The sequence below is a fragment of the Streptomyces triculaminicus genome, assembly GCF_017349075.1.
GTDB classification, from domain to species: Bacteria; Actinomycetota; Actinomycetes; order Streptomycetales; family Streptomycetaceae; genus Streptomyces; species Streptomyces triculaminicus.
Window position 1 is genome coordinate 42,220 of record NZ_JAFMOF010000003.1, and the last position, 19,665, is coordinate 61,884.

Annotated in this window: 19 protein-coding genes and 1 pseudogene; 12 read left to right on the plus strand and 8 right to left on the minus strand. The window is 70.1% G+C overall.

Going from position 1 to position 19,665, the window contains the following annotated elements; all coding sequences use genetic code 11:
• Nucleotides 1-3: 3 nt before the first annotated feature.
• The 3 genes and pseudogenes from J1792_RS18810 to J1792_RS18820 form a co-directional block, all read right to left on the minus strand.
• Nucleotides 4-255 (minus strand): hypothetical protein, encoded by a 252-nt coding sequence (locus J1792_RS18810; protein WP_086574925.1) that lies wholly within the window; start codon nucleotides 253-255, stop codon nucleotides 4-6.
• Nucleotides 252-700, minus strand: a pseudogene (locus J1792_RS18815) (sigma factor-like helix-turn-helix DNA-binding protein). The gene J1792_RS18810 and the pseudogene J1792_RS18815 overlap by 4 nt, the downstream one beginning before the upstream one ends.
• A gap of 31 nt (nucleotides 701-731) precedes the next feature.
• The gene (locus J1792_RS18820) at nucleotides 732-1,235 is read right to left on the minus strand and encodes a MarR family winged helix-turn-helix transcriptional regulator (protein ID WP_207247858.1); all 504 of its coding nucleotides are present in this window, start codon (nucleotides 1,233-1,235) and stop codon (nucleotides 732-734) included.
• Between the two features lie 149 nt (nucleotides 1,236-1,384).
• Here J1792_RS18820 and ilvA point away from each other — a divergent pair, with 149 nt between their 5' ends.
• The 3 genes from ilvA (at nucleotide 1,385) to J1792_RS18835 (ending at nucleotide 4,632) form a co-directional block, all read left to right on the plus strand.
• Nucleotides 1,385-2,647 carry a threonine ammonia-lyase gene (gene ilvA, locus J1792_RS18825; protein ID WP_207247859.1) on the plus strand — a complete coding sequence of 421 codons (1,263 nt, stop codon included), beginning with the start codon at nucleotides 1,385-1,387 and terminating at the stop codon, nucleotides 2,645-2,647.
• Nucleotides 2,648-2,794: 147 nt separating this feature from the next.
• A complete protein-coding gene (locus tag J1792_RS18830) occupies nucleotides 2,795-3,775 on the plus strand; it encodes an ATP-binding cassette domain-containing protein (RefSeq protein ID WP_086572324.1) in 981 nt (326 codons plus the stop codon).
• On the plus strand, nucleotides 3,772-4,632 hold the full coding sequence (locus tag J1792_RS18835; RefSeq protein ID WP_207247860.1) for an ABC transporter permease: 861 nt from the start codon (nucleotides 3,772-3,774) through the stop codon (nucleotides 4,630-4,632). The genes J1792_RS18830 and J1792_RS18835 overlap by 4 nt, the downstream gene beginning before the upstream one ends.
• Nucleotides 4,633-4,737: 105 nt before the next feature.
• Here J1792_RS18835 and greA read toward each other — a convergent pair whose 3' ends face one another.
• Entirely contained in the window at nucleotides 4,738-5,235 is a 498-nt protein-coding gene (greA, locus tag J1792_RS18840) for a transcription elongation factor GreA (RefSeq protein WP_086572321.1), read from the minus strand.
• A 267-nt stretch (nucleotides 5,236-5,502) separates the two neighbouring features.
• On the minus strand, nucleotides 5,503-5,913 hold the full coding sequence (locus J1792_RS18845) for a DUF4307 domain-containing protein (RefSeq protein WP_207247861.1): 411 nt from the start codon (nucleotides 5,911-5,913) through the stop codon (nucleotides 5,503-5,505).
• A 158-nt stretch (nucleotides 5,914-6,071) separates the two neighbouring features.
• Here J1792_RS18845 and mca point away from each other — a divergent pair, with 158 nt between their 5' ends.
• The 3 genes from mca to J1792_RS35420 all read left to right on the plus strand — a co-directional run bounded on the left by mca (nucleotide 6,072) and on the right by J1792_RS35420 (nucleotide 8,837).
• A complete protein-coding gene (mca, locus tag J1792_RS18850; RefSeq protein ID WP_086572318.1) occupies nucleotides 6,072-6,941 on the plus strand; it encodes a mycothiol conjugate amidase Mca in 870 nt (289 codons plus the stop codon).
• 4 nt (nucleotides 6,942-6,945) lie between these two features.
• Nucleotides 6,946-7,176, plus strand: coding sequence for an RAMP4 family protein (locus tag J1792_RS18855; RefSeq protein ID WP_086572316.1), 231 nt, complete (start codon nucleotides 6,946-6,948; stop codon nucleotides 7,174-7,176).
• A 1,175-nt stretch (nucleotides 7,177-8,351) separates the two neighbouring features.
• Nucleotides 8,352-8,837, plus strand: a complete 486-nt coding sequence (locus J1792_RS35420) for a response regulator transcription factor (protein WP_307843042.1) — start codon at nucleotides 8,352-8,354, stop codon at nucleotides 8,835-8,837.
• Here the strand turns inward: J1792_RS35420 and J1792_RS18865 are convergent.
• The 3 genes from J1792_RS18865 to aroA form a co-directional block, all read right to left on the minus strand.
• Nucleotides 8,807-9,733, minus strand: a complete 927-nt coding sequence (locus J1792_RS18865) for an alpha/beta fold hydrolase (protein ID WP_207247862.1) — start codon at nucleotides 9,731-9,733, stop codon at nucleotides 8,807-8,809. The genes J1792_RS35420 and J1792_RS18865 overlap by 31 nt on opposite strands.
• Nucleotides 9,733-10,800, minus strand: coding sequence for a histidinol-phosphate transaminase (hisC, locus tag J1792_RS18870; RefSeq protein WP_086572313.1), 1,068 nt, complete (start codon nucleotides 10,798-10,800; stop codon nucleotides 9,733-9,735). The genes J1792_RS18865 and hisC overlap by 1 nt, the downstream gene beginning before the upstream one ends.
• Nucleotides 10,801-11,033: 233 nt before the next feature.
• Complete coding sequence (aroA, locus tag J1792_RS18875) at nucleotides 11,034-12,626, minus strand: 3-phosphoshikimate 1-carboxyvinyltransferase (protein WP_307843043.1); 1,593 nt, start codon at nucleotides 12,624-12,626, stop codon at nucleotides 11,034-11,036.
• Between the two features lie 523 nt (nucleotides 12,627-13,149).
• On the opposite strand from aroA, the gene J1792_RS18880 reads away from it, so the two are divergent.
• The 6 genes from J1792_RS18880 (at nucleotide 13,150) to J1792_RS18905 (ending at nucleotide 19,654) form a co-directional block, all read left to right on the plus strand.
• Nucleotides 13,150-14,391 (plus strand): ATP-grasp domain-containing protein, encoded by a 1,242-nt coding sequence (locus tag J1792_RS18880; RefSeq protein WP_086572309.1) that lies wholly within the window; start codon nucleotides 13,150-13,152, stop codon nucleotides 14,389-14,391.
• A gap of 46 nt (nucleotides 14,392-14,437) precedes the next feature.
• Complete coding sequence (locus tag J1792_RS18885; protein WP_207247863.1) at nucleotides 14,438-15,541, plus strand: DUF1611 domain-containing protein; 1,104 nt, start codon at nucleotides 14,438-14,440, stop codon at nucleotides 15,539-15,541.
• 32 nt (nucleotides 15,542-15,573) lie between these two features.
• Complete coding sequence (locus J1792_RS18890) at nucleotides 15,574-16,890, plus strand: ATP-grasp domain-containing protein (protein ID WP_207247864.1); 1,317 nt, start codon at nucleotides 15,574-15,576, stop codon at nucleotides 16,888-16,890.
• A 67-nt stretch (nucleotides 16,891-16,957) separates the two neighbouring features.
• Nucleotides 16,958-17,707: an iron-containing redox enzyme family protein gene (locus J1792_RS18895; protein ID WP_207247865.1), complete on the plus strand. Its 750-nt coding sequence runs from the start codon at nucleotides 16,958-16,960 to the stop codon at nucleotides 17,705-17,707.
• Between the two features lie 221 nt (nucleotides 17,708-17,928).
• On the plus strand, nucleotides 17,929-18,810 hold the full coding sequence (locus tag J1792_RS18900) for a phytanoyl-CoA dioxygenase family protein (protein ID WP_086569882.1): 882 nt from the start codon (nucleotides 17,929-17,931) through the stop codon (nucleotides 18,808-18,810).
• Nucleotides 18,811-18,817: 7 nt separating this feature from the next.
• Nucleotides 18,818-19,654 carry a PhzF family phenazine biosynthesis protein gene (locus J1792_RS18905; protein ID WP_086569884.1) on the plus strand — a complete coding sequence of 279 codons (837 nt, stop codon included), beginning with the start codon at nucleotides 18,818-18,820 and terminating at the stop codon, nucleotides 19,652-19,654.
• Nucleotides 19,655-19,665 lie beyond the last annotated feature (11 nt).

Here is a 19,665-nt window from a genome sequence, read left to right on the forward strand (position 1 = left end):
TCCTCACCGGTTCCGCAGCGGCGGGGTCTGCTGCGCCGGCCGGGCCTCCCACGGCTCGGCGGTCGCGGCCCAGACGCCGAAGGCCACCGCCGCCGCCACGAGCAGCGCCCACGCCGCCGCCCGCAGCGCCCTGCGGCGGCGCAGCAGCAGCCGGCCGCGCTCGGCGGCCCGGGCGGCGAGGTCCGGGGGGACCTGTGCGCGGGGGCCGTCCAGCAGGCTGCGGAGCCGGGCCTCCCGGCGGTCGAGGCCGCTCATGGCGGCGTGGGGCCGGTCATGACGGCGTCGCGTGGCAGCGTCGCGGCGGCCCGCGCGCAGACGGCTCGTACGCGCCGCACGGACAGCCCCAGCCGGGCCGCGGTCTGTTCTTCGGGGACGTCCTCGTACAGCCGCAGGACGAGCACCAGGCGGTCGCGGGGCGGGAAGGCCCCCAGCGGTCCGCCGGGGCGGGGCGGCGACGCCAGGCCGTACGGGCGTAGCACCGCGCGAGCTCCTGGCGGGCGTGGTCGTACGGGTCCTCGCCGCCGAGCGCGTCCCAGGCGGCGTACGTACGGGCCAGGGCGGCGGTCAGCAGGCGCTCGGCGGCCGTCCGCTCGCCGGTCAGCAGCCGCGCCGCGTGCAGCAGCCTGCCGCCCGCACCCGCGACGAACGCCTCGAACTCCCGGGCCCGGCGGCGTTCCCGGGCGGACTGCCGCTCCCGCATCCCTCCAGGACAGGGCAGGTGGCGCGCCCGGTCAAGAGGCCGGCGGCACCTGCGGGGCCTGGGTGAAGTGGATCTCGGAGAGCGCGGTGTTGAAGCGGGTGAGCAGGTTGCAGAAGATCTCGCGCTCGTCCTCCGCCCAGCCCTCCGTCACCAGCGCCATCAGCTCGCGGCGCGAGGCGCGCACCTCCTCCAGGCGGGCCTTGCCGCGCGGGGAGAGCTGCAGGACGACGGCACGGCCGTCCTCGGGGTGCGAGGTGCGCTTGACCAGGCCCGTGTCCACCAGCGGCGCGACCTGGCGGGTGACGGTCGAGGAGTCGATCCCCATGCCGGCCGCGAGCGCCTTGACGCCCATCGGGCCTTCCTGGTCGAGGCGGTTGAGCAGCAGGTAGGCGGCGCGGTCCATGGAGTTGTGGACCCGGCCGACGCCGCCGAGCCGGGTCTGCTCGGCACGGCGGGCGAAGACGGCAACCTGGTGCTGGAGGGCGTCGAGGACGCCGGGGGCGAGGTCGGTCGTCATGTCCTGAGGGGTGGGCATGGCTGGGACTCACTTCGTACGACGGCAGGGATAAGAGCGGGGAACTGCTGAGAATGGGGGACAGAGTACGCGGCCCGGCGCCCGTTCGTACCAGTGCTCGGCAAACCGGTCGGTATGCCGGTATCCGGGGGCGGCGGGATACTGACCCCATGGCCGCACGACCGGTCCGCCTGGACGACGTCCGGCGGGCACAGCGGACGCTGGCGGGGGTGGCCCAGCGCACCGCGCTGGAGCCCAGCCGCCACCTGTCCCGGCTGGTGGGCGCCCCGGTCCGGCTCAAGTGCGAGAACCTGCAGCGGACCGGCTCGTTCAAGGTGCGCGGCGCCTACGTACGGATCGCCGGCCTGAGCGCCGGGGAACGGGCCGCCGGCGTCGTCGCCGCCAGCACCGGCAACCACGGGCAGGGGGTGGCGCTGGCCGCCTCGCTGCTGGGCGTCCGGGCCACGGTGTTCATGCCGGAGGAGGCCCAGCTGCCCAAGCTGGCCGCCACCCGCGGCTACGGCGCCCAGGTGCGCGTGTGCGGGCAGGGACTGGACGAGGCGCTGGCCGCCGCGCGGGAGTACGCGCGAGCGGCGGGCGCGGTCTTCATCCACCCCTTCGACCACCCCGACGTCATCGCCGGACAGGGCACCGTGGGACTGGAGATCCTCGAGCAGTGCCCGCGGGCGGGCACGGTCGTGATGGGCGTCGGCGGGGGCGGGCTGGTGGCGGGCGTCGCGGTGGCGGTCAAGGCGCTGCGGCCGGACGTACGGATCGTGGGGGTGCAGGCGGCGGGCGCGGCCGCGTACCCGCCGTCGCTGGCCGCCGGGCACCCGGTGACGGTGGAGGCGCCCGTGACGATGGCCGAGCATCCGGGTGGGGCGGCCGGGGAGCTGACGTTCCGGATCGTCGAGGAACTGGTCGACGAGGTGCGCACGGTGTCCGAGGACGAGCTGTCGAGCGCGCTGCTGCTGTGCCTGGAGCGGGCGAAGCTGGTGGTGGAGCCGGCCGGGGCGAGCCCGGTGGCGGCGCTGCTGGCCGACCCGGCGGCCTTCCGGGACGCGGCGGGCGGGACGGGAGAAGGGGGAGAGGCGGGAGGGGGCAGGGAGGGACGGCCGGTGGTGGCCGTCCTGTCGGGCGGCAACGTCGACGCGCTGGTGCTGCAACGGGTGTTGCGGCACGGCATGGCGGCCGCCGGACGGTACCTGTCGCTGCGGCTGCTGCTGACGGACCGTCCGGGCGCGCTGGCCGCGCTGCTGGAGGTGCTGTCGGCGGCCGGCGCCAACGTCGTGGACGTCTCGCACGTACGGACCGACCCGCGGCTGGGGCTCACCGAGGCCGAGGTCGAGGTGCACCTGGAGACGGCGGGACCGGAGCACTGCGCGGCGGTCCGGGCGGCGCTCCGCGCGGCCGGCTATCCGGTGATGTCCTGATATCGCGCCCCTGGCGTGCGGCCGGAATGGCCCGCGGACGGCGGTCACGGATTTCCGGTGAATATCCGGTGGGAATCATTCACGGGGCGGGACGGAGCCCGCGAACGTAAAATCGTGTATTACGTCACCTCAACGGGGAGAACCTCCATGCCAGGCGCTATATACGCCGAAGGCCTGGTCAAGACCTTCGGCGACGTCACGGCTCTGGACGGCGTCGATCTCGACGTCCCGGAAGGAACCGTTCTAGGACTGCTCGGCCCCAATGGCGCCGGCAAGACCACCGCCGTGCGTGTACTCACCACCCTCATCAGGCCCGACCGCGGCAAAGCCGTCGTGGCGGGCATCGACGTACTGAAGAAGCCCAACGAGGTGCGCCACGCCATCGGCCTGTCCGGGCAGTTCGCCGCCGTCGACGAATATCTGACGGGGCGTGAGAACCTCAGCATGGTCGGCCGGTTGTACCAGATGAGCTCGCGCGAGGCGAAGGCCCGCGCGGGCGAGCTGCTGGAGCGCTTCCACCTCGCCGACGCCGCCGACCGCCCCGCCAAGACCTACTCCGGCGGCATGCGCCGGCGCCTCGACCTCGCCGCCGCCCTGGTCGTCAGCCCGCCCGTGATGTTCATGGACGAGCCCACCACCGGCCTGGACCCGCGCAACCGCCAGGCCCTGTGGGAGGTCATCCAGGAACTGGTCGCCGGCGGCACTACCCTGCTCCTCACCACGCAGTATCTGGAGGAGGCCGACCACCTCGCGCACGACATCTGCGTGATCGACCACGGCAAGGTCATTGCCCGCGGCACCTCCGACCAGCTCAAGGCCCGCACCGGCGGCGAACGCGTCGAGCTCGTCGTGCACGAACGCCAGCACATCCCGCTCGCCGTCGAGGTCATGCGCCCCTTCGGCAAGGGCGGGTTCACCGTCGAGGAGCACACCCGCAAGGTCATCGTCCCGGTCTCCGGCGGCGCCCGGCTGCTCGCCGAGGTCATCCGCGAGCTGGACACCCGGGGCATCGAGATCGACGACATCGGCCTGCGCCGCCCCACCCTCGACGACGTCTTCATCTCGCTCACCGGCCATGTCGCCGAGGCCGGCGAGGAGACCCTCGAGCAGGAAGGGGCCGGAAAATGACCGCGGCCGGTGGCACCCTCTCCCGGCGGCCGGTGCCCAGGGCACGCGGCGGCGCCGTGCAGTCCGTACGCGACTCCCTCGTCGTCGCCCAGCGCAATCTGATCCGCATGATGCGCATCCCCGAAGTGGTCATCTTCGGGCTGATCCAGCCGATCATGTTCGTGGTGCTGTTCAGCTACGTCTTCGGTGGCTCCATCGCCGTGGGCGGCAGCACGGACCCCGACACCTACCGCCAGTTCCTGATGGCGGGCATCTTCGCGCAGACCGTCACCTTCGCCACGGCCGGCGCGGGCGCCGGCATCGCGGACGACATGCACAAGGGCCTCATCGACCGCTTCCGCTCGCTGCCCATGGCGCGCGGGGCCGTCCTCACCGGCCGCACGCTCGCCGACCTGGTGCAGACCGCCCTCACGCTCGTGGTGCTGGCGATCGTCGCCGTGATCGTCGGCTGGAGGATCCACGAGGGGCTGCTCAAGGCCCTGGCCGGCTTCGCCCTGCTGCTCCTGCTCGGCTACGCCTTCTCCTGGATCGGCGCGCTGATCGGGCTGTCCGTGCGCACCCCGGAGGCGGCCACGTCGGGCGGGCTGATCTGGCTCTTCCCGCTGACCTTCATCTCCAACGCGTTCGTCCCCGCGGACAACATGCCCACCGTGCTGCGCACGATCGCCGAGTGGAACCCCTTCAGCGCCACCGTCCAGGCCGCGCGCGAGCTCTTCGGCAACCTGCCGGCCGGCTATCCGGTGCCGTCGGCGTGGCCGATGCAGCACCCGGTGTGGGCGTCGCTGATCTGGTCCCTGCTGATCATCACCGCCTTCCGGGCCCTGTCGGTGCGCAAATACCGCTCGGCGACGGCGTAGGCGGGCGCGGGCCCGGGAACGTGGGAGACCCCGGGCATGCGGAAGGCCCCGGCCCCCGGAGATCCGGGGGCCGGGGCCTTGACTCGTCCGGCGTCCGCGAGGGCGTCAGCCCGAGTAGGGCTTGGCCTCGAGGATGCGGACCATGGCCTTCTTGCCGTTGGGGAGCTCGTACTGAGCGTCCTCGCCGATCTTCTTGCCGTTGACGCCCGAGCCCAGCGGGGACTGGGGGGAGTACGTCTCGATGTCCGAGCTGGCGTACTCGCGCGAGGCCAGCAGGAAGTCCAGGGTGTCGTCCGGGTCGCCGTCGAAGGCGATGGTGACGACCATGCCGGGGGCCACCACACCGTCGGCGGCCGGGGCCTCGCCGACCTTCGCGGACTCGAGCAGCTGGGTCAGCTGGCGAACGCGAAGCTCCTGCTTGCCCTGCTCCTCCTTGGCCGCGTGGTAACCGCCGTTCTCTCGCAGGTCACCTTCCTCGCGGGCCGCCGCGATCTTCGCCGCGATCTCGGTGCGAGCGGGACCAGACAGGTACTCCAGCTCGGCCTTGAGCTGGTCGTACGCCTCCTGAGTCAGCCAGGTGACGTTGTCGCTGGTCTGGGTCACAGGTGCTCCTCGTCGGTACTGGGGAATGCTGGGGGATGCATCTCGATACAAATGAACGCCCTACTCAGAAGGGTGCACCTTCAAAGGTGGGCGAAACCACGAGCCTAACAATTCCGTCCGGAAAGGGGGAAGAACCGACGGGGAGGAACCGCGCAAGAATCGCGTCAACGCAGGTCAGCGGCGTGACAGCGGCTTTGATCACGGCCCACCCGCCCGGCCTGTCAGCTCCGGTCGCCCGGACCTCCCGGCCCCGGCCGCCCCGGCCTGTCAGCCCCGTTTCTCCATCCGGCAGCCCTTGAGCTCGGTGGCCGCCGCGTGGGCGGTCGTCCGCAGGGTGACCAGTTCGGTGAAGTGCGTCTCGGGCTTGTCGAAGCGGAAGTCCTTGCGGCCCACCTCGCCGCCCTCCGCGCCGAGGGAGCGCAGCGTGCACACGGCGACGGCGTCCTCGTCCTTGCGGACCTCCAGGACCGCCTGCACGGTGTCGTCGCTGATCGTCTTGGAACGGATCAGCTGGGTGCTGCCGTCCGATTTCGTGATGTAGTGCACAGCGGCCCAGCCGACGAAGGCGAGCATCGCCGCGCCCAGCACCGCACCGACGATCTTCAGCTTGCGGTCGGCGCGCTCGTCCGCCGAGCGGCCGTAGCGGCCCTCTGGCAGGGCTCCGCGGTCCGCAGCCATGATCGTTCCTCCTGGTAGGGCCGGTTCCGGGCGCATCCCTTGCCGGCGGGGACCTTGTCCCGCGAACCCGGAATGAAAACACGCCCGCTTCGGTCACTATAGGAGGCGGCCCCGGACACCGATGGAGGGGCCCAAGACCTGTGACTGAGGATCGAGCCTTGACTGAGCAGTTGCGAATGATGGCCGTTCACGCCCACCCCGACGACGAGTCGAGCAAGGGCGCGGCCACGATGGCCAAGTACGTGTCCGAGGGGGTGGACGTGCTGGTCGCCACCTGCACGGGTGGAGAGCGCGGCTCCATTCTCAACCCCAAGCTCCAGGGCGACCCCTATATCGAGGAGCACATCCACGAGGTCCGGGCCAAGGAGATGGACGAGGCCCGCGACATCCTGGGCGTCAAGCAGGAGTGGCTGGGATTCGTCGACTCGGGCCTTCCCGAGGGCGACCCGCTGCCCCCGCTGCCCGAGGGCTGCTTCGCCCTCAAGGACGTTGAAGAAGCAGCCGAGGCGTTGGTACGGCTGATCCGCGAGTTCCGTCCGCACGTGGTCACCACGTACGACGAGAACGGCGGCTACCCCCACCCCGACCACATCATGACCCACAAGATCACGATGGTGGCCTTCGACGCGGCGGGCGACCCCGAGCGCTACCCCGAGGCCGGCGAGCCCTGGCAGCCGCAGAAGCTCTACTACAACCAGGGCTTCAACCGGCCGCGCACCCAGGCGCTGCACGACGCCCTGATCGAGCGCGGCCTGGACTCCCCCTACGGCGAGTGGCTCAAGCGGTGGGACGACATGGGCCGCGAGCGCACGCTGACCACCTTCGTGCCCTGCGCGGACTTCTTCGAGATCCGTGACAAGGCCCTGATCGCCCACGCCACGCAGATCGACCCCGACGGCGGCTGGTTCAAGGTTCCCATGGACATCCAGCGCGAGGTGTGGCCGACCGAGGAGTACGAGCTCGCGAAGTCCCTCGTCGACACTTCCCTCCCCGAGGACGACCTCTTCGCGGGCATCCGCAACAATTGACCCCATGATGAGCGCGACTGCAACCCTCGCCGCCACCCACCTCGTGCCTTTCGCCGCCGAGGAACTGGACAAGAACAAGGTCACGCCCGGTGTGCTCGGCTTCCTCGTCTTCGCCGTCATCGGCGGAGCCGTGTGGCTGCTGATGAAGAGCATGAACAAGCACATGAAGCGGGTCGACTTCGAGGAGGCTCCCGAGCCCTCCGGCGAGGGCGGCACGGCCGAGCGAACGGCCTGAGCACCGGGCGGACGGCCTGAGGGCCGAGCGAACGGCCTGAGCACCGGGCGGGACGGCCCCAGGGCGTGTCCGGTGCCGCGCCGTCGCGGCCGGACCCGCTGCCCACCGGCTCGGCACGTGGGTGCCGTAGCGCCGCCCCGGCCTGCCGGTGGGTGAGGATGCCCGGCCATGCCGAACCGCATGGCGCAACGAGACGTCCCCGTACCTCCTCCAGCACGCCGACAACCCGGTCGACTGAAGGGCCTGCGGAAGATCATGACCCACCCCGGGTGGAGCAGCCCCAAGGGCGGCCCGTCACCCCGGGTGGATTTCGCTTCGGCAATGCCGTCAGCCAGGCGTTCCGCGGCCTCCTCGAGGTCGCATGCGTCCACCGGCGCACACTCGCCATCCGCGCCGAGGCCCGGTCGGCGATCGCGACTGGATCACCAGCTTCCGCGAAATCCAACGGCTGCCCCACACCGGAGCCCGGTCGACCACGAATGAGACCGCCGGGCCGACCCTGTTGTGGAATTTGCCATTCCGCGTTGTGGAATTTGCCATTCCGCCGGCCCTCGCTCCATGGCGGGGTGTCGGCGGCTTGGGCGGACGTCGAATTTTGGCAAAAGTGCTGGTCAACCGATTGCGCCAGCATGTAGCCTGAAGATAGTTTTAGCATGCGTCAAGGGGGGCTCCTTCGCCTGGCCATGAAGCGCTGCTTTATGGTCGCGCACCGATTTCACGGTGTTGCCGTTTTCGCCCGCGAATAATTTGGCGCGCCAGCACGGGGGGAGCTGCAAATGACGTCCTACTTATGTGTACTTTCCATGGATTCGCTGGGCTCCTGATCCACGGTGATACTCCCCATCCGGGAGCCATTGGTCCAGCAGTGAAAGTCGATCCACCCGGTGGGTTACGGCTTGGCCGATGCCCCCCGTGACGAGTAGCGAAAGATCGTCGTGGACGCCACCCTTCAGGACTTCCGCCTCCTTGCCCGGTTCAAGGCAGCCTCCGCCTCTCCCCGCCCCTTCTGACGTCCTGCCGGCCTGGGCGGCAGGACCGGGCGAGACGTCGGGCCGCCTGCCGTGACCGCCGCCTGTCGGGTGATCTGCCGGCGCTCAGCGCCGGGGATGCCGCGTGATGGAAGCCCTTGGGTGATTTTCTCATGCTCTTTGAGAGAGGGAAAGAGGAGACAGGACATGGAAGAAGCGCTGGCCGAAAAACTCACCTACCGGGAGTTAGACGTGCTCGGCCTGCTGGCCCGGGGGTTGAGCAACCGGCTCATCGCTCGGAGGCTGGGCATCTCGGAGAAGACCGTGAAAAACCACCTCAGCAGCATTTACTTGAAAATCGGTGCCACCGACCGTACTCAGGCCGCGCTCTACGCCCAACACGTCGGCCTGACCGACCCCGGGAAAGCGGCTCCGTCCGCCCCGGCGTCTGCTCTGGCCTCCGATCCCGTCCCCAAGGAGGGTTCGCCCCCGACGGGCCCCGCCCTCACCGCGCGCGAGCGGGGCGTACTCCATCTACTGGCCCGGGGGTTGAGCAATCGGGTCATCGCTCGGACGCTGGGCATCTCGGAGAAGACCGTGAAAAACCACCTCAGCAGCATTTACTTGAAAATCGGAGCCGCCCACCGTACTCAGGCCGCGCTCTACGCCCAATTCGTCGACCTCGCTTCCTGAGCGGCTCGCGGCCGGACCTCTTCTCCGAGGGGATCTCCGCTGTCGCTCGGTGCGCTCGCTCTCCCGCGGTCGCGTTCCGTCGCCCGCGAGCATCCCTCCTCGACGAGGAACCTCCGCACCAGCTTGCCCGCCTCGTCCCGGCACTCCTCGAAGTAGGCGTGCCGGGCGCCCGGGAAGAGGTGTGCGCGGGCACCGGGGATACGGGAGGCGAGCAGCCGGAGGTTGTCCGGCGGGGTGAGCCGGTCCTGGCCGCCGTGGAGGATCAGGGTGGGGGCCGCGATGCCCGGCAGGTCGCTCCATGCGTCGTGCTCGTTGCTGGCGATGAGGTGGCCGCGGCGCGCATGGGCGGGCATCCGCGGGTCGCCGAGAGTGCGGTAGGGGCCAGGGTGCGCGGCGCGCCAGGCGGGGGAGTACATCAGGTCGGCCAGCACGCTGCGTACAGCCTCCGGATCCGGCTGTGCGAGGGACCGTCGTACCGACGCGTCGCGTTCCACGGCGTGCGGACCGCCAGGGGAGGTGCAGCCCAGGACCAGTCGGCGGACCCGCTCCGGGTGGCGGATCGCGAGCCACTGCGCGACCCGGCCGCCCATCGAGGTTCCGTATACGTCGGCGCGCTCGATACCGAGCGCGTCCAGGACCGCGACGACGTCGTCCGCGAACTGAACGACGGAGTACGGCCCTTCGGGCTTGTCGCTGTCGCCCGTGCCGCGCAGGTCCAGGGTGACGGTGGAGCGCACGGTGTGGAAGTCCTCGCGCACGCCGTCCCACCAGTGGTGGTCGTTCGCCTGCCCGGCGAGCAGCACCAGCGGCGGCCCCTCCCCGTGGTGCTGATACGCCAAGGCCGTGCCGTCCTGGGCCCGAGCGAAGGCCGGGGCCGGCCGGTCGTGTTCGGTCATCACATCCGCCAGTCGCCCGCGATCTTCAGCAGGCGGTCGTTCTGCTCGGGGGTGCCGATGGTGATCCGTACCCCCTCGTCGCCGAAGGGGCGCACCATGACTCCCGCCGCCTCGCACGCGACGGCGAACGCCTGCGTGCGTGAACCGAGGCGCAGCCAGACGAAGTTGGCCTGGCTGTCGGGAACGCTCCAGCCCGCGGCCCGCAGGGCATCGGTGACCCGAGTGCGCTCGGCCACCAGGGTCCGGACCCGCTCCAGCAGTTCGGGTTCCGCTTTCAGCGAGGCCCGCGCGGCGGCCTGGGCGAGTCCGCTGACGCCGAACGGCAGGCTGCAGGCGCGCAGCGCGGCCGCGACCGTCGGATGCGCGACCGCGTAGCCGACGCGCAGTCGTGCCAGCCCGTACGCCTTGGAGAAGGTGCGCAGAACGGCGACGTTGGGACGGTCGCGGTAGAGCTCGATGCCGTCGGGTACGTCGGTGTCGTCGACGAACTCGCGGTAGGCCTCGTCGAGCACCACCAGCACGTCGTCCGGCACCCGGTCGAGGAAGCGCTCGAGCTCACCGCGGTGCACGGCCGTGCTGGTCGGGTTGTTGGGGTTGCACACGATGATCATGCGAGTGCGGTCCGTCACCGCATCGGCCATGGCCTCCAGGTCATGCCGCTCGTCGCGCAGCGGAATCTGCACAGGGGTGGCCCCGGCGGCCCAGACGAGCGTCGGGTACGCCTCGAACGAGCGCCAGGCGAAGAGCACTTCGTCTCCTTCGCCGACCGCGGCGCACAACAAGTCCTTGATGACGCCGAGCGATCCGGTGCCGGGCACGAGGTGCTCCGGAGGCACCGCGAGGGAGGCGGACAGCTCCGCGATCAGTTCACTGCTCTTCGCATCGGGGTAGCGGTTGACGCGTCCCAGTTCCTCGCCCATCGAGGCGATGACCGACTGCAGCGGGGGATAGGGGTTCTCGTTCGACGACAGCTTGTCCACCAGGTCGCTGGGCGCGGCCCGGCCCGGTACGTAGCGAGGCAACCCGGAGACATCGGCGCGCAGCCGGGGGGCAGGTGCAGAAGGCATGGGGGGAACTTCCTGAACGGGGGAAGCGGACGGTCGTGCGGGTACGTCGTTCATCCGGGAGCCCGGGACTCCCGCACTCGGGGAGCCGTGAGCCGCGACGAGGCGCGCGGGCGTGAGATCCGGCCCGCGCGCCGACACCTCTGCCATGGCCGGCGCGCGTCTCGCTCACCTGCCGGGCCCGGCGGTACGCGCTACTGAGGCAGGGCGGACCGCCAGGATCGCCGCGGACACGGTCAGGCGACGGCCCCAGCGGGGGCGTCCTCCTCCTCGACGGCAGTGGTCCGCGCCCCTGCCTTGGTGAACTCCTCCATGAAGCTGGGGAAGGACAGCTTGACGTCCTCGAAGCCCGAGAACCTGTTGGCGGACTGCATCCGCAGGCCGGCCACGAACAGCGACATGAAGATGCGGTGGTCACCCCAGCTGGACAGCGTCACTCCGCCGGGGTACGTCTGCGCGCCGCGGACCAGGAAGCCGTCGCAGACCCCGTCGGCGTACAGGACCTCGATGTCCACGCCCGCGCGGGTCAGTTCGGCGGCCATGGCCTCGATGCGGGACGCCTTGTGGAACCGGGTGAGGCGTCCGCCGGTCACCTTCAGGCTGCCCTGCACGTACGCCCCGAGGGCGGCGAGCGTGGGCACGATGTTGGGGCAGTCCATCACATCCACCTCGAAGTCGCCGCACAGGCTGCCCTCCGGGTTGTCGACGATCATCGAGAGGGTGTCCTCGTCGAAGGTGACACTCACCCCGAGCTTTTCCAGGATCGGGACGATCGCGAACTCACCCTGCAGGCTGTCGCCGTACACGTTGGTCAGGACGGTCCGGCCCGGGAAGAGCGCGGCGGCGGCCAACAGGTACGAGGCAGAGGTGTAGTCCTCGTGGATGGTGACGTCCTGCGTCTGGTAGTGGGAGGGCTCCACGTGGTAGTGGCGCATGTCCTCCGACACGGCCAGCTTGATGCCCGCGTCGGTCAGGCTCGCCAGGGTCTGCCGGATGTACGACTGGGAGTAGACCTCGCCCGTCACCTCGATCTCCACCGGGCCCTCGGCCAGCGGCGCGGCGAACAGGATGGCGGTGATGAACTGCGAGCTGATGTCGCCCGGCAGCCGGCAGGTGCCGCCCTTCAGGCCGCCTCCCCAGTTGACGATCGGGGCCTTGCCCTCGTCGGCGATCGATTCGATGTCCGCGCCGAGTTCGCGCAGCGCGTCCAGCAGGGGCGCCATCACGCGCTTGCGCAGGGTCGCGTCGCCCGTCACCACCGTCGGCGACGGCAGGGCGGAGGCCAGCGCCGTCACGATACGGAACACCAGACCCGAGCCGCGGGACTGGACGACGCGCCGGATGTCCGGGAGGGTCCCTCCGATGCCCTTGATCTCCAGGAAACCCTCGTGCTCGGTTATCTCGGCGCCCAAGGCACGGCAGGCGGCCTTCATCGTCTCCGTCTCGTCGCAACGGAGGTCGTTGTAGACGCGTGACGTTCCCTCGGCCAGCGTGCCTACCAGAATGGCCCGTTGCGTCTCCGGCTTCGAGGAAGGGACGCGAAAAGTTCCGGAAAAGGAATCGATCGGATCGACCTTCAGCAGCATCCTCATGTCTCCCGTTTCACATCGTTCGCCGCCTGATGTTGTGCAGGCGATGTCGCTTTGAGGTCCTGGCCGGCGATATTCGCGGAGGGGGGAACAGGTCGTCCCGCCGCTTGGCGCTTCGATGTCGGTGCGGGAGTTCGGAAAACTCTCCTGGCGCGCATGGCGACCCTCCGCCGGCGTAGAGGACGCGATGGGAATTCTGCGTCCCGTGGGGTGGGGGCGGCAATAGGTCCATCTGCCCATGGCGTTCTCCCGCGCCTTCTTCCAGGCTCGCGCCCGACATCCCGCCGATCAGGCCGCTCTGTTGGCGGACTGGGTGCGGGGGCCGGCACGTTCACCACGCCCGCGGCCGTGAACCGGGCCGTCGCCGCAGCCGGAGAACTCTCCGATGCGCATGACGGTCCTCCGCCGACGGTGGACGGTGCAGGGCGCGACGCGGATTCTGCGTCCCATGGGATGGGAGCGGCAATAGGCCCTTCTTCCCATGGTGTTTGCGGCGCGAGGCGGTCCGCCCCCTCCTTTGCCGAGGGGTGCCGCCGTCGTCGGCGCCCAGCGGCATCACCGGTGCCGGGAGGGGGGACCTAGGTCCTATTCTGACCGGCCCGGTCCCGTGCGAGGCTGTGGCAGCGCGATCAACGCATTGAGGGCTGTTCCCGGGACTCAGATCCGGGTTCGTCCTTCGACTCCGAAAAGCTCGTCTTTCACCGCCGTCAACCGGCCCACGGCCGGGCACATCCATGTTTCTGTGAACCGTGAGGCGCCATCCATGTCCAGCGCAATCCTGTTCTTGAACCGCTGGCCCTCGTATGAGGACGAGCGGCGCTGGGAGAACCGCCTGGCCGCCCCCGAGTTGGTCTTCGACCCGGAGACCGACCGCGTCACATACCTCTGCGACGAGGTCGGCCGCAGTGGAGTGCCCTCCGATGCCGAACGGGTTCACGTCGTACCGGACTTCGGTGACGTGGACGGTGTGCTGGAGCTCGTCGACGCCATCGTCCGCGACGAGGGCCCGTTCGACCACGTCATCGGCTTCTCCGAGATGTTGCTCGACCTCGCGGCGACCCTGCGCGAGCGGTACGGCATCCCGGGCCCCGGTGTCGAGGAGACCTCCCGGTTCCGCGACAAGAGCATCATGAAGGAGCGGGTGTCGCGGGCCGGCCTCCGAGTGCCGCGCTGGGCGCCCTGCCACAGCGAGGAGCAGACCCTCGCGGCCGCCGAGGAGTTCGGCTACCCAGTGATCGTCAAGCCGGTGCGAGGGGCGTCCAGCCAGGGTGTGCGCGAGATCGCCTCGGCCGAGGAGCTGCGGGCCCTGTGCGCCGAACGGAGCCTGGACGACCTGGAGATCGAGGAGTTCGTGCAGGGCGATATCCTGCACGTCGACGGCGTCGTGGACGCCGAGGGCAAACCACTGTTCCTGTGCACCTCGCGCTACATCTCCACCTGTCTGGACTACGAGGTCCTGGGCGCGCCGCTCGGCTCGGTCTTCCAGACGGACCCCGAGGTGCGCGACCGCTGCGAGGACTTCGCCGTGCGCTGCCTGACCGCGCTCGGTCTGCGCGGCTCCGCCTTCCACCTCGAACTCTTCGACACCGGGGAAGAGCTGGTGTTCCTGGAGGTCGGGGCCCGGGTGCCGGGTGCGGACGTGTCCTATGTCATCGACGACGTCCACGGCGTGAACCTCTGGCGGCTGTGGGTCGACGTGCTGCTCGGCCGCTCGGTGGACCTGCCGGTCCCCGATCGGTCGCTGAGCGGCGGCTGGCTGATCATCCAAGGTCCCAAGCCGCTGCCCCGGAAGGTCACCGCCGCGACCCCGCTCCTGGGTCACGTTCCGTATGTGTACCGCGAGCTGGTGCCGAGGCCGGGTGAGGTCCTGGTCTCCAGGCCCGGCTCGTACGCCACTCTCCAGGGCGGCCGCTTTTTGTTCCGGGGCGGCACCCAGAAGCAGATCGAGGAAGCCGTGAGCCAGGCGAGTGCGCAGTACCGGCTGACGACCGAGCCCCTCGCGTAGATCGCCCGAACCATCGCGTGCCATAGGCCAGAGAACCATCGAGTCCGTGGAGGAAGACGTGGCCCAGTTGAGCCATGCGGAGCTGGTTGAGAAGAAGTTCGTGCTGTTCGCCGAGGAATGCTTCGGACTCTTCACGAGCAAGATTGCCGCCTCACTGGTCCGCTACAACGGGGACCGCTGCGTCGCCGTGATCGACAGCCTTCAGGCCGGCCGGACCGTCCAGGACGTCCTCGGCTACGGCGGCCCGATCCCGATCGTCAGCCGCGTCGAGGACGCTCTGCACCTGCGCCCCGAGGTCATGATCATCGGTAAGGGGCTGCACTCCGCCGACCTGCCCGAGTCCTGGAAGCCGCACATCCTCTCCGCCGTCCAGAACGGCCTGCACCTGGTCAACTCGATCCACTACCGTCTCGCCGGCGACCCGGACATCGCCCGTGCCATCCGGGACAAGGGCGTCACCGTCTGGGAGACCAAGGACACCCCGCCGGTGCAGCTCAACAAGGCCCGTGTCCTGGACCTGGACACCTGGGTCATCCACACCTGCGGCAGCGACTCCAACATCGGCAAGAAGACGGCCGCCCTGCAGATCTGGCAAGAGGCCAACCGCGTCGGCATCAGCACCGGCTTCGCCGCCACCGGCCAGAGCGGCATGCTGATCTCCGGCCATGGCATCGCGGTCGACGGCGTGCCCGGCGACTTCATGGCCGGCGCCGTCGAGAAGGTCGTCATGGATGCCGCGGCCGGCAACGAATGGGTCGTCGTCGAGGGCCAGGGTTCGCTCAACCACATCGGGTTCAGCAGCGTCGCCCTCGCCATCCTCCACGGTGCCCTGCCGCATGCCCTGGTCTTCTGCCACCGCCTCGGTGCCGAGCGCACCAAGGTCTGGGAGACGCCCATCCGCCCCCTCCCCGAGCTCATCCGCCTGAACGAGGAGCTCTCCGTCTTCGAACGGCCCGCCAAGGTCGCCGCCATCAGCGTCAACAGCTTCGGCTTCTCCGAGGAGGACTACCGCCGCGAGGTCGAGAAGCTGGAGGCCGACACCGGACTGCCCGTCGTCGACCCGGTCCGCGAAGGCGGCGCCCGGCTCGTGGAGATCCTGCGCGCCCACCAGCGCGAGACCCTTGACCGGCTGTCCGACCTCCAGCGCTGAGGGCGACCCGGGAACTTCGAGGAGATGCACCGATGAAGAGAGCGATCCTGCTCCTCATGCACCAGGGCAAGTCGTACACCGAGGAGATCGCCGCGGCCGCCGCCGGGCTCGATCTGGCCCTGGTCGCCCTGAGCTCCCGGCCGGAGAGGCCGGGGGTGCTGGAGGAGAGCCGCCGGCACCTGGCGGACTGCGTGGTCACCGAGGAATCCGAACTGGGCTCCGGCGACCTCGACAAGGCCGTTCTCGAACTCGCCGGCCGGGGCTACCGGGTCGAGGCCGCCCTCGCCACCTTCGAGGGCTACCGGCTGCTGATGGCAGAGCTCAACGAGCGGCTGGGCGTGGACGACTCCGCGGAGGCCGTGTTGCGCCTCTGCCTCGACAAGTACGAACTGCGCCGCCACCTCTTCGCCGAGGGGCTGAGCGAGGTCCGACTGCACCGGCTCATCCCCGGTGTGCCCCCCGAACTCGACCCCTCCGCGCAGTGGTTCGTCAAGCCGGTACGCGGTGCCTCGTCCTTCGCGACCTTCGTCCTGAACGACGTCGACGACTTGGCCGACCTGCCCGCGCTTCAGGAGCAGATGCGCGCCGACCAGCGCATGAAGGCAATCTTCATGGACCGGTACGACTTCCTGGTCGAGGAGTACGTCGAGGGCCCGGAGTTCAGCTTCGAGACCTTCGTCCTCGACGGCCGGGTCCACCACCTGTGCGTCCACGAGAAGGCCCGCGTGGAACGCCTGGAGCGGACCGTCCTGGAGGGGATGTCGGTCAGCCCGCCCGTGAGCCTCGACCGTGAACTCGTCCTGGAAGGAGCCGACCACGTCACCCGCTGCCTCGCCGCGCTGGCGGAGCACGGGACGGTCGCCGGCGTCTTCCACATCGAGGTCAAGTACTGGGAGTCGAAGAAGCGCTGGGAGATCATCGAGATCAACCCCCGGATGGGCGGCAGCCTGATCGACGCCAGCGTCCAGACCGTCACCGGGCACTCCCTCCTGGACCTGTGGACCGAGTCCCTGCTGCTGCCCGAGGGCGAGCGGGACGCCTTCCACGACCGGCTCACCCGCGCCTCCCAGCTGGAGGCCCTGCGCACCGGCGCACCCACCCGGGCGACCGTGTTCCTCAGCAAGTACGGAGAGAAGGGGCGGACCGTCGACGCGATCCGCTTCGAGCCGCCCACCCGCCCGCCCCGCATCCTGCGCGTCCACGTGGCGGAGGGCGCCGAACTCGACGCGTCAGACCGGGGCATCTGCCTGATGGATGCCCTGTGGGACGCGGCGGCCGACGACCTCGAGGCCGAGACCGACTTCCTCGACCGACACGCGACGGAGCATTTCCACGTCAGCTACCGCTGACCACGGCACCACACTCCGCCCCTTTAGTGAACATCCCCTGCGAACCCTCTTGCGTAAGGAGAACGCGATGAACCGCGTGCAGAACTCCGGGATCACCTACCCGAAGCCGTTCTACAACGAGGAGCAGAGCCGTCTGAAGAAGGCCGAGCTCGACCGTTACCTGGACAATAAGATGGCGGAGTGGAAGGCCACCGTCCCCTTCGCGTCCCACCTGAGCGAGCCGGAGCTCCACCAGGCGTACTACCGCCGCACCCTCATCGAGCACGTGTGGCGTATCCGCCTCTCCCGGGTCAGCCAGTCCAAGGCCATCTACAAGATCGCCCAGGTCTCGCCCCGTGCCGCCCGCGACTACGCGCAGTACCAGGCCGACGAGATGCTCCACGACAAGCTGTACGTCAGCGACGCCGCGGCCGCCGGCGTCACGGAGGAGGAGATCCAGGCCACCGAGCCCTACCTCTCCACCCGTCTTCTGGAGGGCTTCTTCTACTACACCCTGGAGCACGAGTCGTACCTCGCCCCGGTCGTCTCCAACTACCTGGTGGAGTACACCCAGATCAAGCTCCAGCCGGCGATCGTCGAGAACCTCCAGGAGCGGCTCGGCAAGGAGAACGTGAAGGGGCAGGCCGCCCACCTCCACGTCGACAGCACCGAGGACCACTCCCAGGAGATGTGGGACATCCTCCACCAGCTGCTCTTCAGCGAGGAGGACTTCCAGCAGGTGCTCAAGTACATCGACGACGTCCAGGACATCCTCGCGATGTTCTTCCGGGAGATCTACGAGGACACCGTCGCCAAGCACGCGCAGACCGCCGAGTGATCCGTACGTCCCGGACCCCGCGCCGGCGACAGAACCGGCACGCGGGGACGTCGGGCGCCTGAGGGGTGAACCGGTCGAGTGATCCACGGGGACCTTCCGTGTCCCCGTCTCGGACCGGAGAAACGACGAGCGGCCGCGAGAGCCCTGGCCGAGGGACGCTCGCGGCCGCCCAGCCCCACCTCCCCCGGCGCCCCCGCCACGCAGCAGAGAGGAACCCCGCCATGTCCGCAGCCGACACAGCCACGTTCGCCAAGGAGTACCGCGAGAACGGTTTCGCGGTCGTCGAACGTCTCTTTGATCCGAGCGAGGTCGCCGAGCTCAACACCGCCATCACGGAGATCCTCGACGTCTCCGACGTCAGCTCCGTCGCCGAGGTGGAGCCGGGTGACAAGGGCATGGCGCGCCGGATCTGGTCGCCCACCAAGCAGCACTCCGCGTTCGAGCGGGCCGCCGCCCACCCCGAACTGCTCGACCACGTCGAGGCGCTCATCGGCCCCGACATCCTGTTCCACTACAGCAAGCTCCACCTCAAGGCCCCGCAGGTGGGCAGTGTCGTGGACTGGCACCAGGACTTCGCCTACTACCCCCACACCAACACCGACCTGGTGACGGCCCTCGTCTACCTCGACGACACCACCACCGAGAACTCCGCCCTCCAGGTCGTCCCCGGCTCCCACCACCGCGGCCTCGCCGACCACTACCTCGACGGCCACTTCCGCGGCAAGGTGGTGGGCGCCGACGCCCCGGACCCGGAGCTCGCCGTGGCCATCGAGGCGCCCGCGGGCAGCGTGGTCTTCATCCACCCCCTGCTCCTGCACTACTCCTCCCCGAACCGCTCCGACCGGTACCGTCGCTCCTTCCTGCCGGCCTACCGGGCGGCCGACGCCTACCCGATCCACTTCGGCCCGCACGCCGGTCACAACGAGGCCGGGGTGAAGCTGCTGCGCGGCCAGGTGTCGGACACGGCACGTGTGGAGGCCGGGGCGTGGCGTCTCCCGTTCGCGGAGCGCCCCTTCGGCTCGCTCTTCCAGCTCCAGGAGGGCGCCAACCAGACCGCGGACGCGACGGCCACCGGGTACGCCACGCTGGAGAAGGCGGAGTGACAACCCCATGAGCACGCCGAACGTGACGGTCGTCCGCGCCTGCCTGCGGGGCGGCGAGGGCGGCAGCCCCACGGCCGTCGTCCTGGAGGACCACGCGGACGGCGCGCCGCTGGGCGACGACGAGCGGCGCCGGATCCCGGTCGCACACGGTGTCTCGCACGCCGTGTACGTACGTCACGTCGGCGACGCGACCGAGCTGCGCTTCTTCACCGCGGAGGAGGAACTGCCCGCCTGCGGGCACGGCACGGTCGCCGCCCTCGCCCTCCTCGCGGCACGGCACGGCGGCGCCGGGCCCTACCGGGCCACCCTCCGTGCCGGGGGGCGCCTCTTCGCCGGGCGGGCCGAGCGCGTCGGCGAGCTGATCACCGCCGCCTTCGACCCGGGCCCCGTCGATCTGCGCGAACCCACCGCGGAGGAACGCGCCCTCGTTCTTCCGGCCCTCGGTCTCGCGCCGCACGAGGCCGGGCCGGACGTCCGGATCGCCGGCGTGGGCCGCGAACGCGTTCTGGTGCCGCTCCCCACCCGGGCCGCGCTCGCCGCGCTGCGTCCGGACCTCGACCGCCTCAGGGCGGCCTGCGACCGGTTCGGCCTGCTCGGCGCGTACGTTCACTCGGAACCTTCCCCCGAGGGCGCGCTCGCGGCACGGATGTTCGCCCCCTCGATCGGCGTTCCGGAGGACCTCGCCAACGCCAACAGCACGGCCTGTCTCGCCGCACACCTGGCCGGCCGGGGCACCCACCGGATCGCCGTCGACATGGGCGACGCCCTCGGCAGCCCGGCCACCGTCACCGCCACGGCGGGACCGGACCTGAGAGTCGAAGTCGGCGGCTTCGCACGGCCGTGACGGAGCGACCG

Coding starts and splice junctions, on each gene's coding strand:
- J1792_RS18820 (WP_207247858.1), bottom strand. CDS start 1,235: ATGCCCACCCCTCAGGACATGACGACCGACCTCGCCCCCGGCGTCCTC.
- J1792_RS35420 (WP_307843042.1), top strand. CDS start 8,352: ATGGAAGAAGCGCTGGCCGAAAAACTCACCTACCGGGAGTTAGACGTG.
- J1792_RS18835 (WP_207247860.1), top strand. CDS start 3,772: ATGACCGCGGCCGGTGGCACCCTCTCCCGGCGGCCGGTGCCCAGGGCA.
- J1792_RS18845 (WP_207247861.1), bottom strand. CDS start 5,913: ATGGCTGCGGACCGCGGAGCCCTGCCAGAGGGCCGCTACGGCCGCTCG.
- J1792_RS18810 (WP_086574925.1), bottom strand. CDS start 255: ATGAGCGGCCTCGACCGCCGGGAGGCCCGGCTCCGCAGCCTGCTGGAC.
- J1792_RS18880 (WP_086572309.1), top strand. CDS start 13,150: ATGTCCAGCGCAATCCTGTTCTTGAACCGCTGGCCCTCGTATGAGGAC.
- J1792_RS18900 (WP_086569882.1), top strand. CDS start 17,929: ATGTCCGCAGCCGACACAGCCACGTTCGCCAAGGAGTACCGCGAGAAC.
- ilvA (WP_207247859.1), top strand. CDS start 1,385: ATGGCCGCACGACCGGTCCGCCTGGACGACGTCCGGCGGGCACAGCGG.
- J1792_RS18895 (WP_207247865.1), top strand. CDS start 16,958: ATGAACCGCGTGCAGAACTCCGGGATCACCTACCCGAAGCCGTTCTAC.
- J1792_RS18830 (WP_086572324.1), top strand. CDS start 2,795: ATGCCAGGCGCTATATACGCCGAAGGCCTGGTCAAGACCTTCGGCGAC.
- J1792_RS18890 (WP_207247864.1), top strand. CDS start 15,574: ATGAAGAGAGCGATCCTGCTCCTCATGCACCAGGGCAAGTCGTACACC.
- hisC (WP_086572313.1), bottom strand. CDS start 10,800: ATGCCTTCTGCACCTGCCCCCCGGCTGCGCGCCGATGTCTCCGGGTTG.
- aroA (WP_307843043.1), bottom strand. CDS start 12,626: ATGGGCAGATGGACCTATTGCCGCCCCCACCCCACGGGACGCAGAATT.
- J1792_RS18865 (WP_207247862.1), bottom strand. CDS start 9,733: ATGACCGAACACGACCGGCCGGCCCCGGCCTTCGCTCGGGCCCAGGAC.
- J1792_RS18855 (WP_086572316.1), top strand. CDS start 6,946: ATGATGAGCGCGACTGCAACCCTCGCCGCCACCCACCTCGTGCCTTTC.
- J1792_RS18905 (WP_086569884.1), top strand. CDS start 18,818: ATGAGCACGCCGAACGTGACGGTCGTCCGCGCCTGCCTGCGGGGCGGC.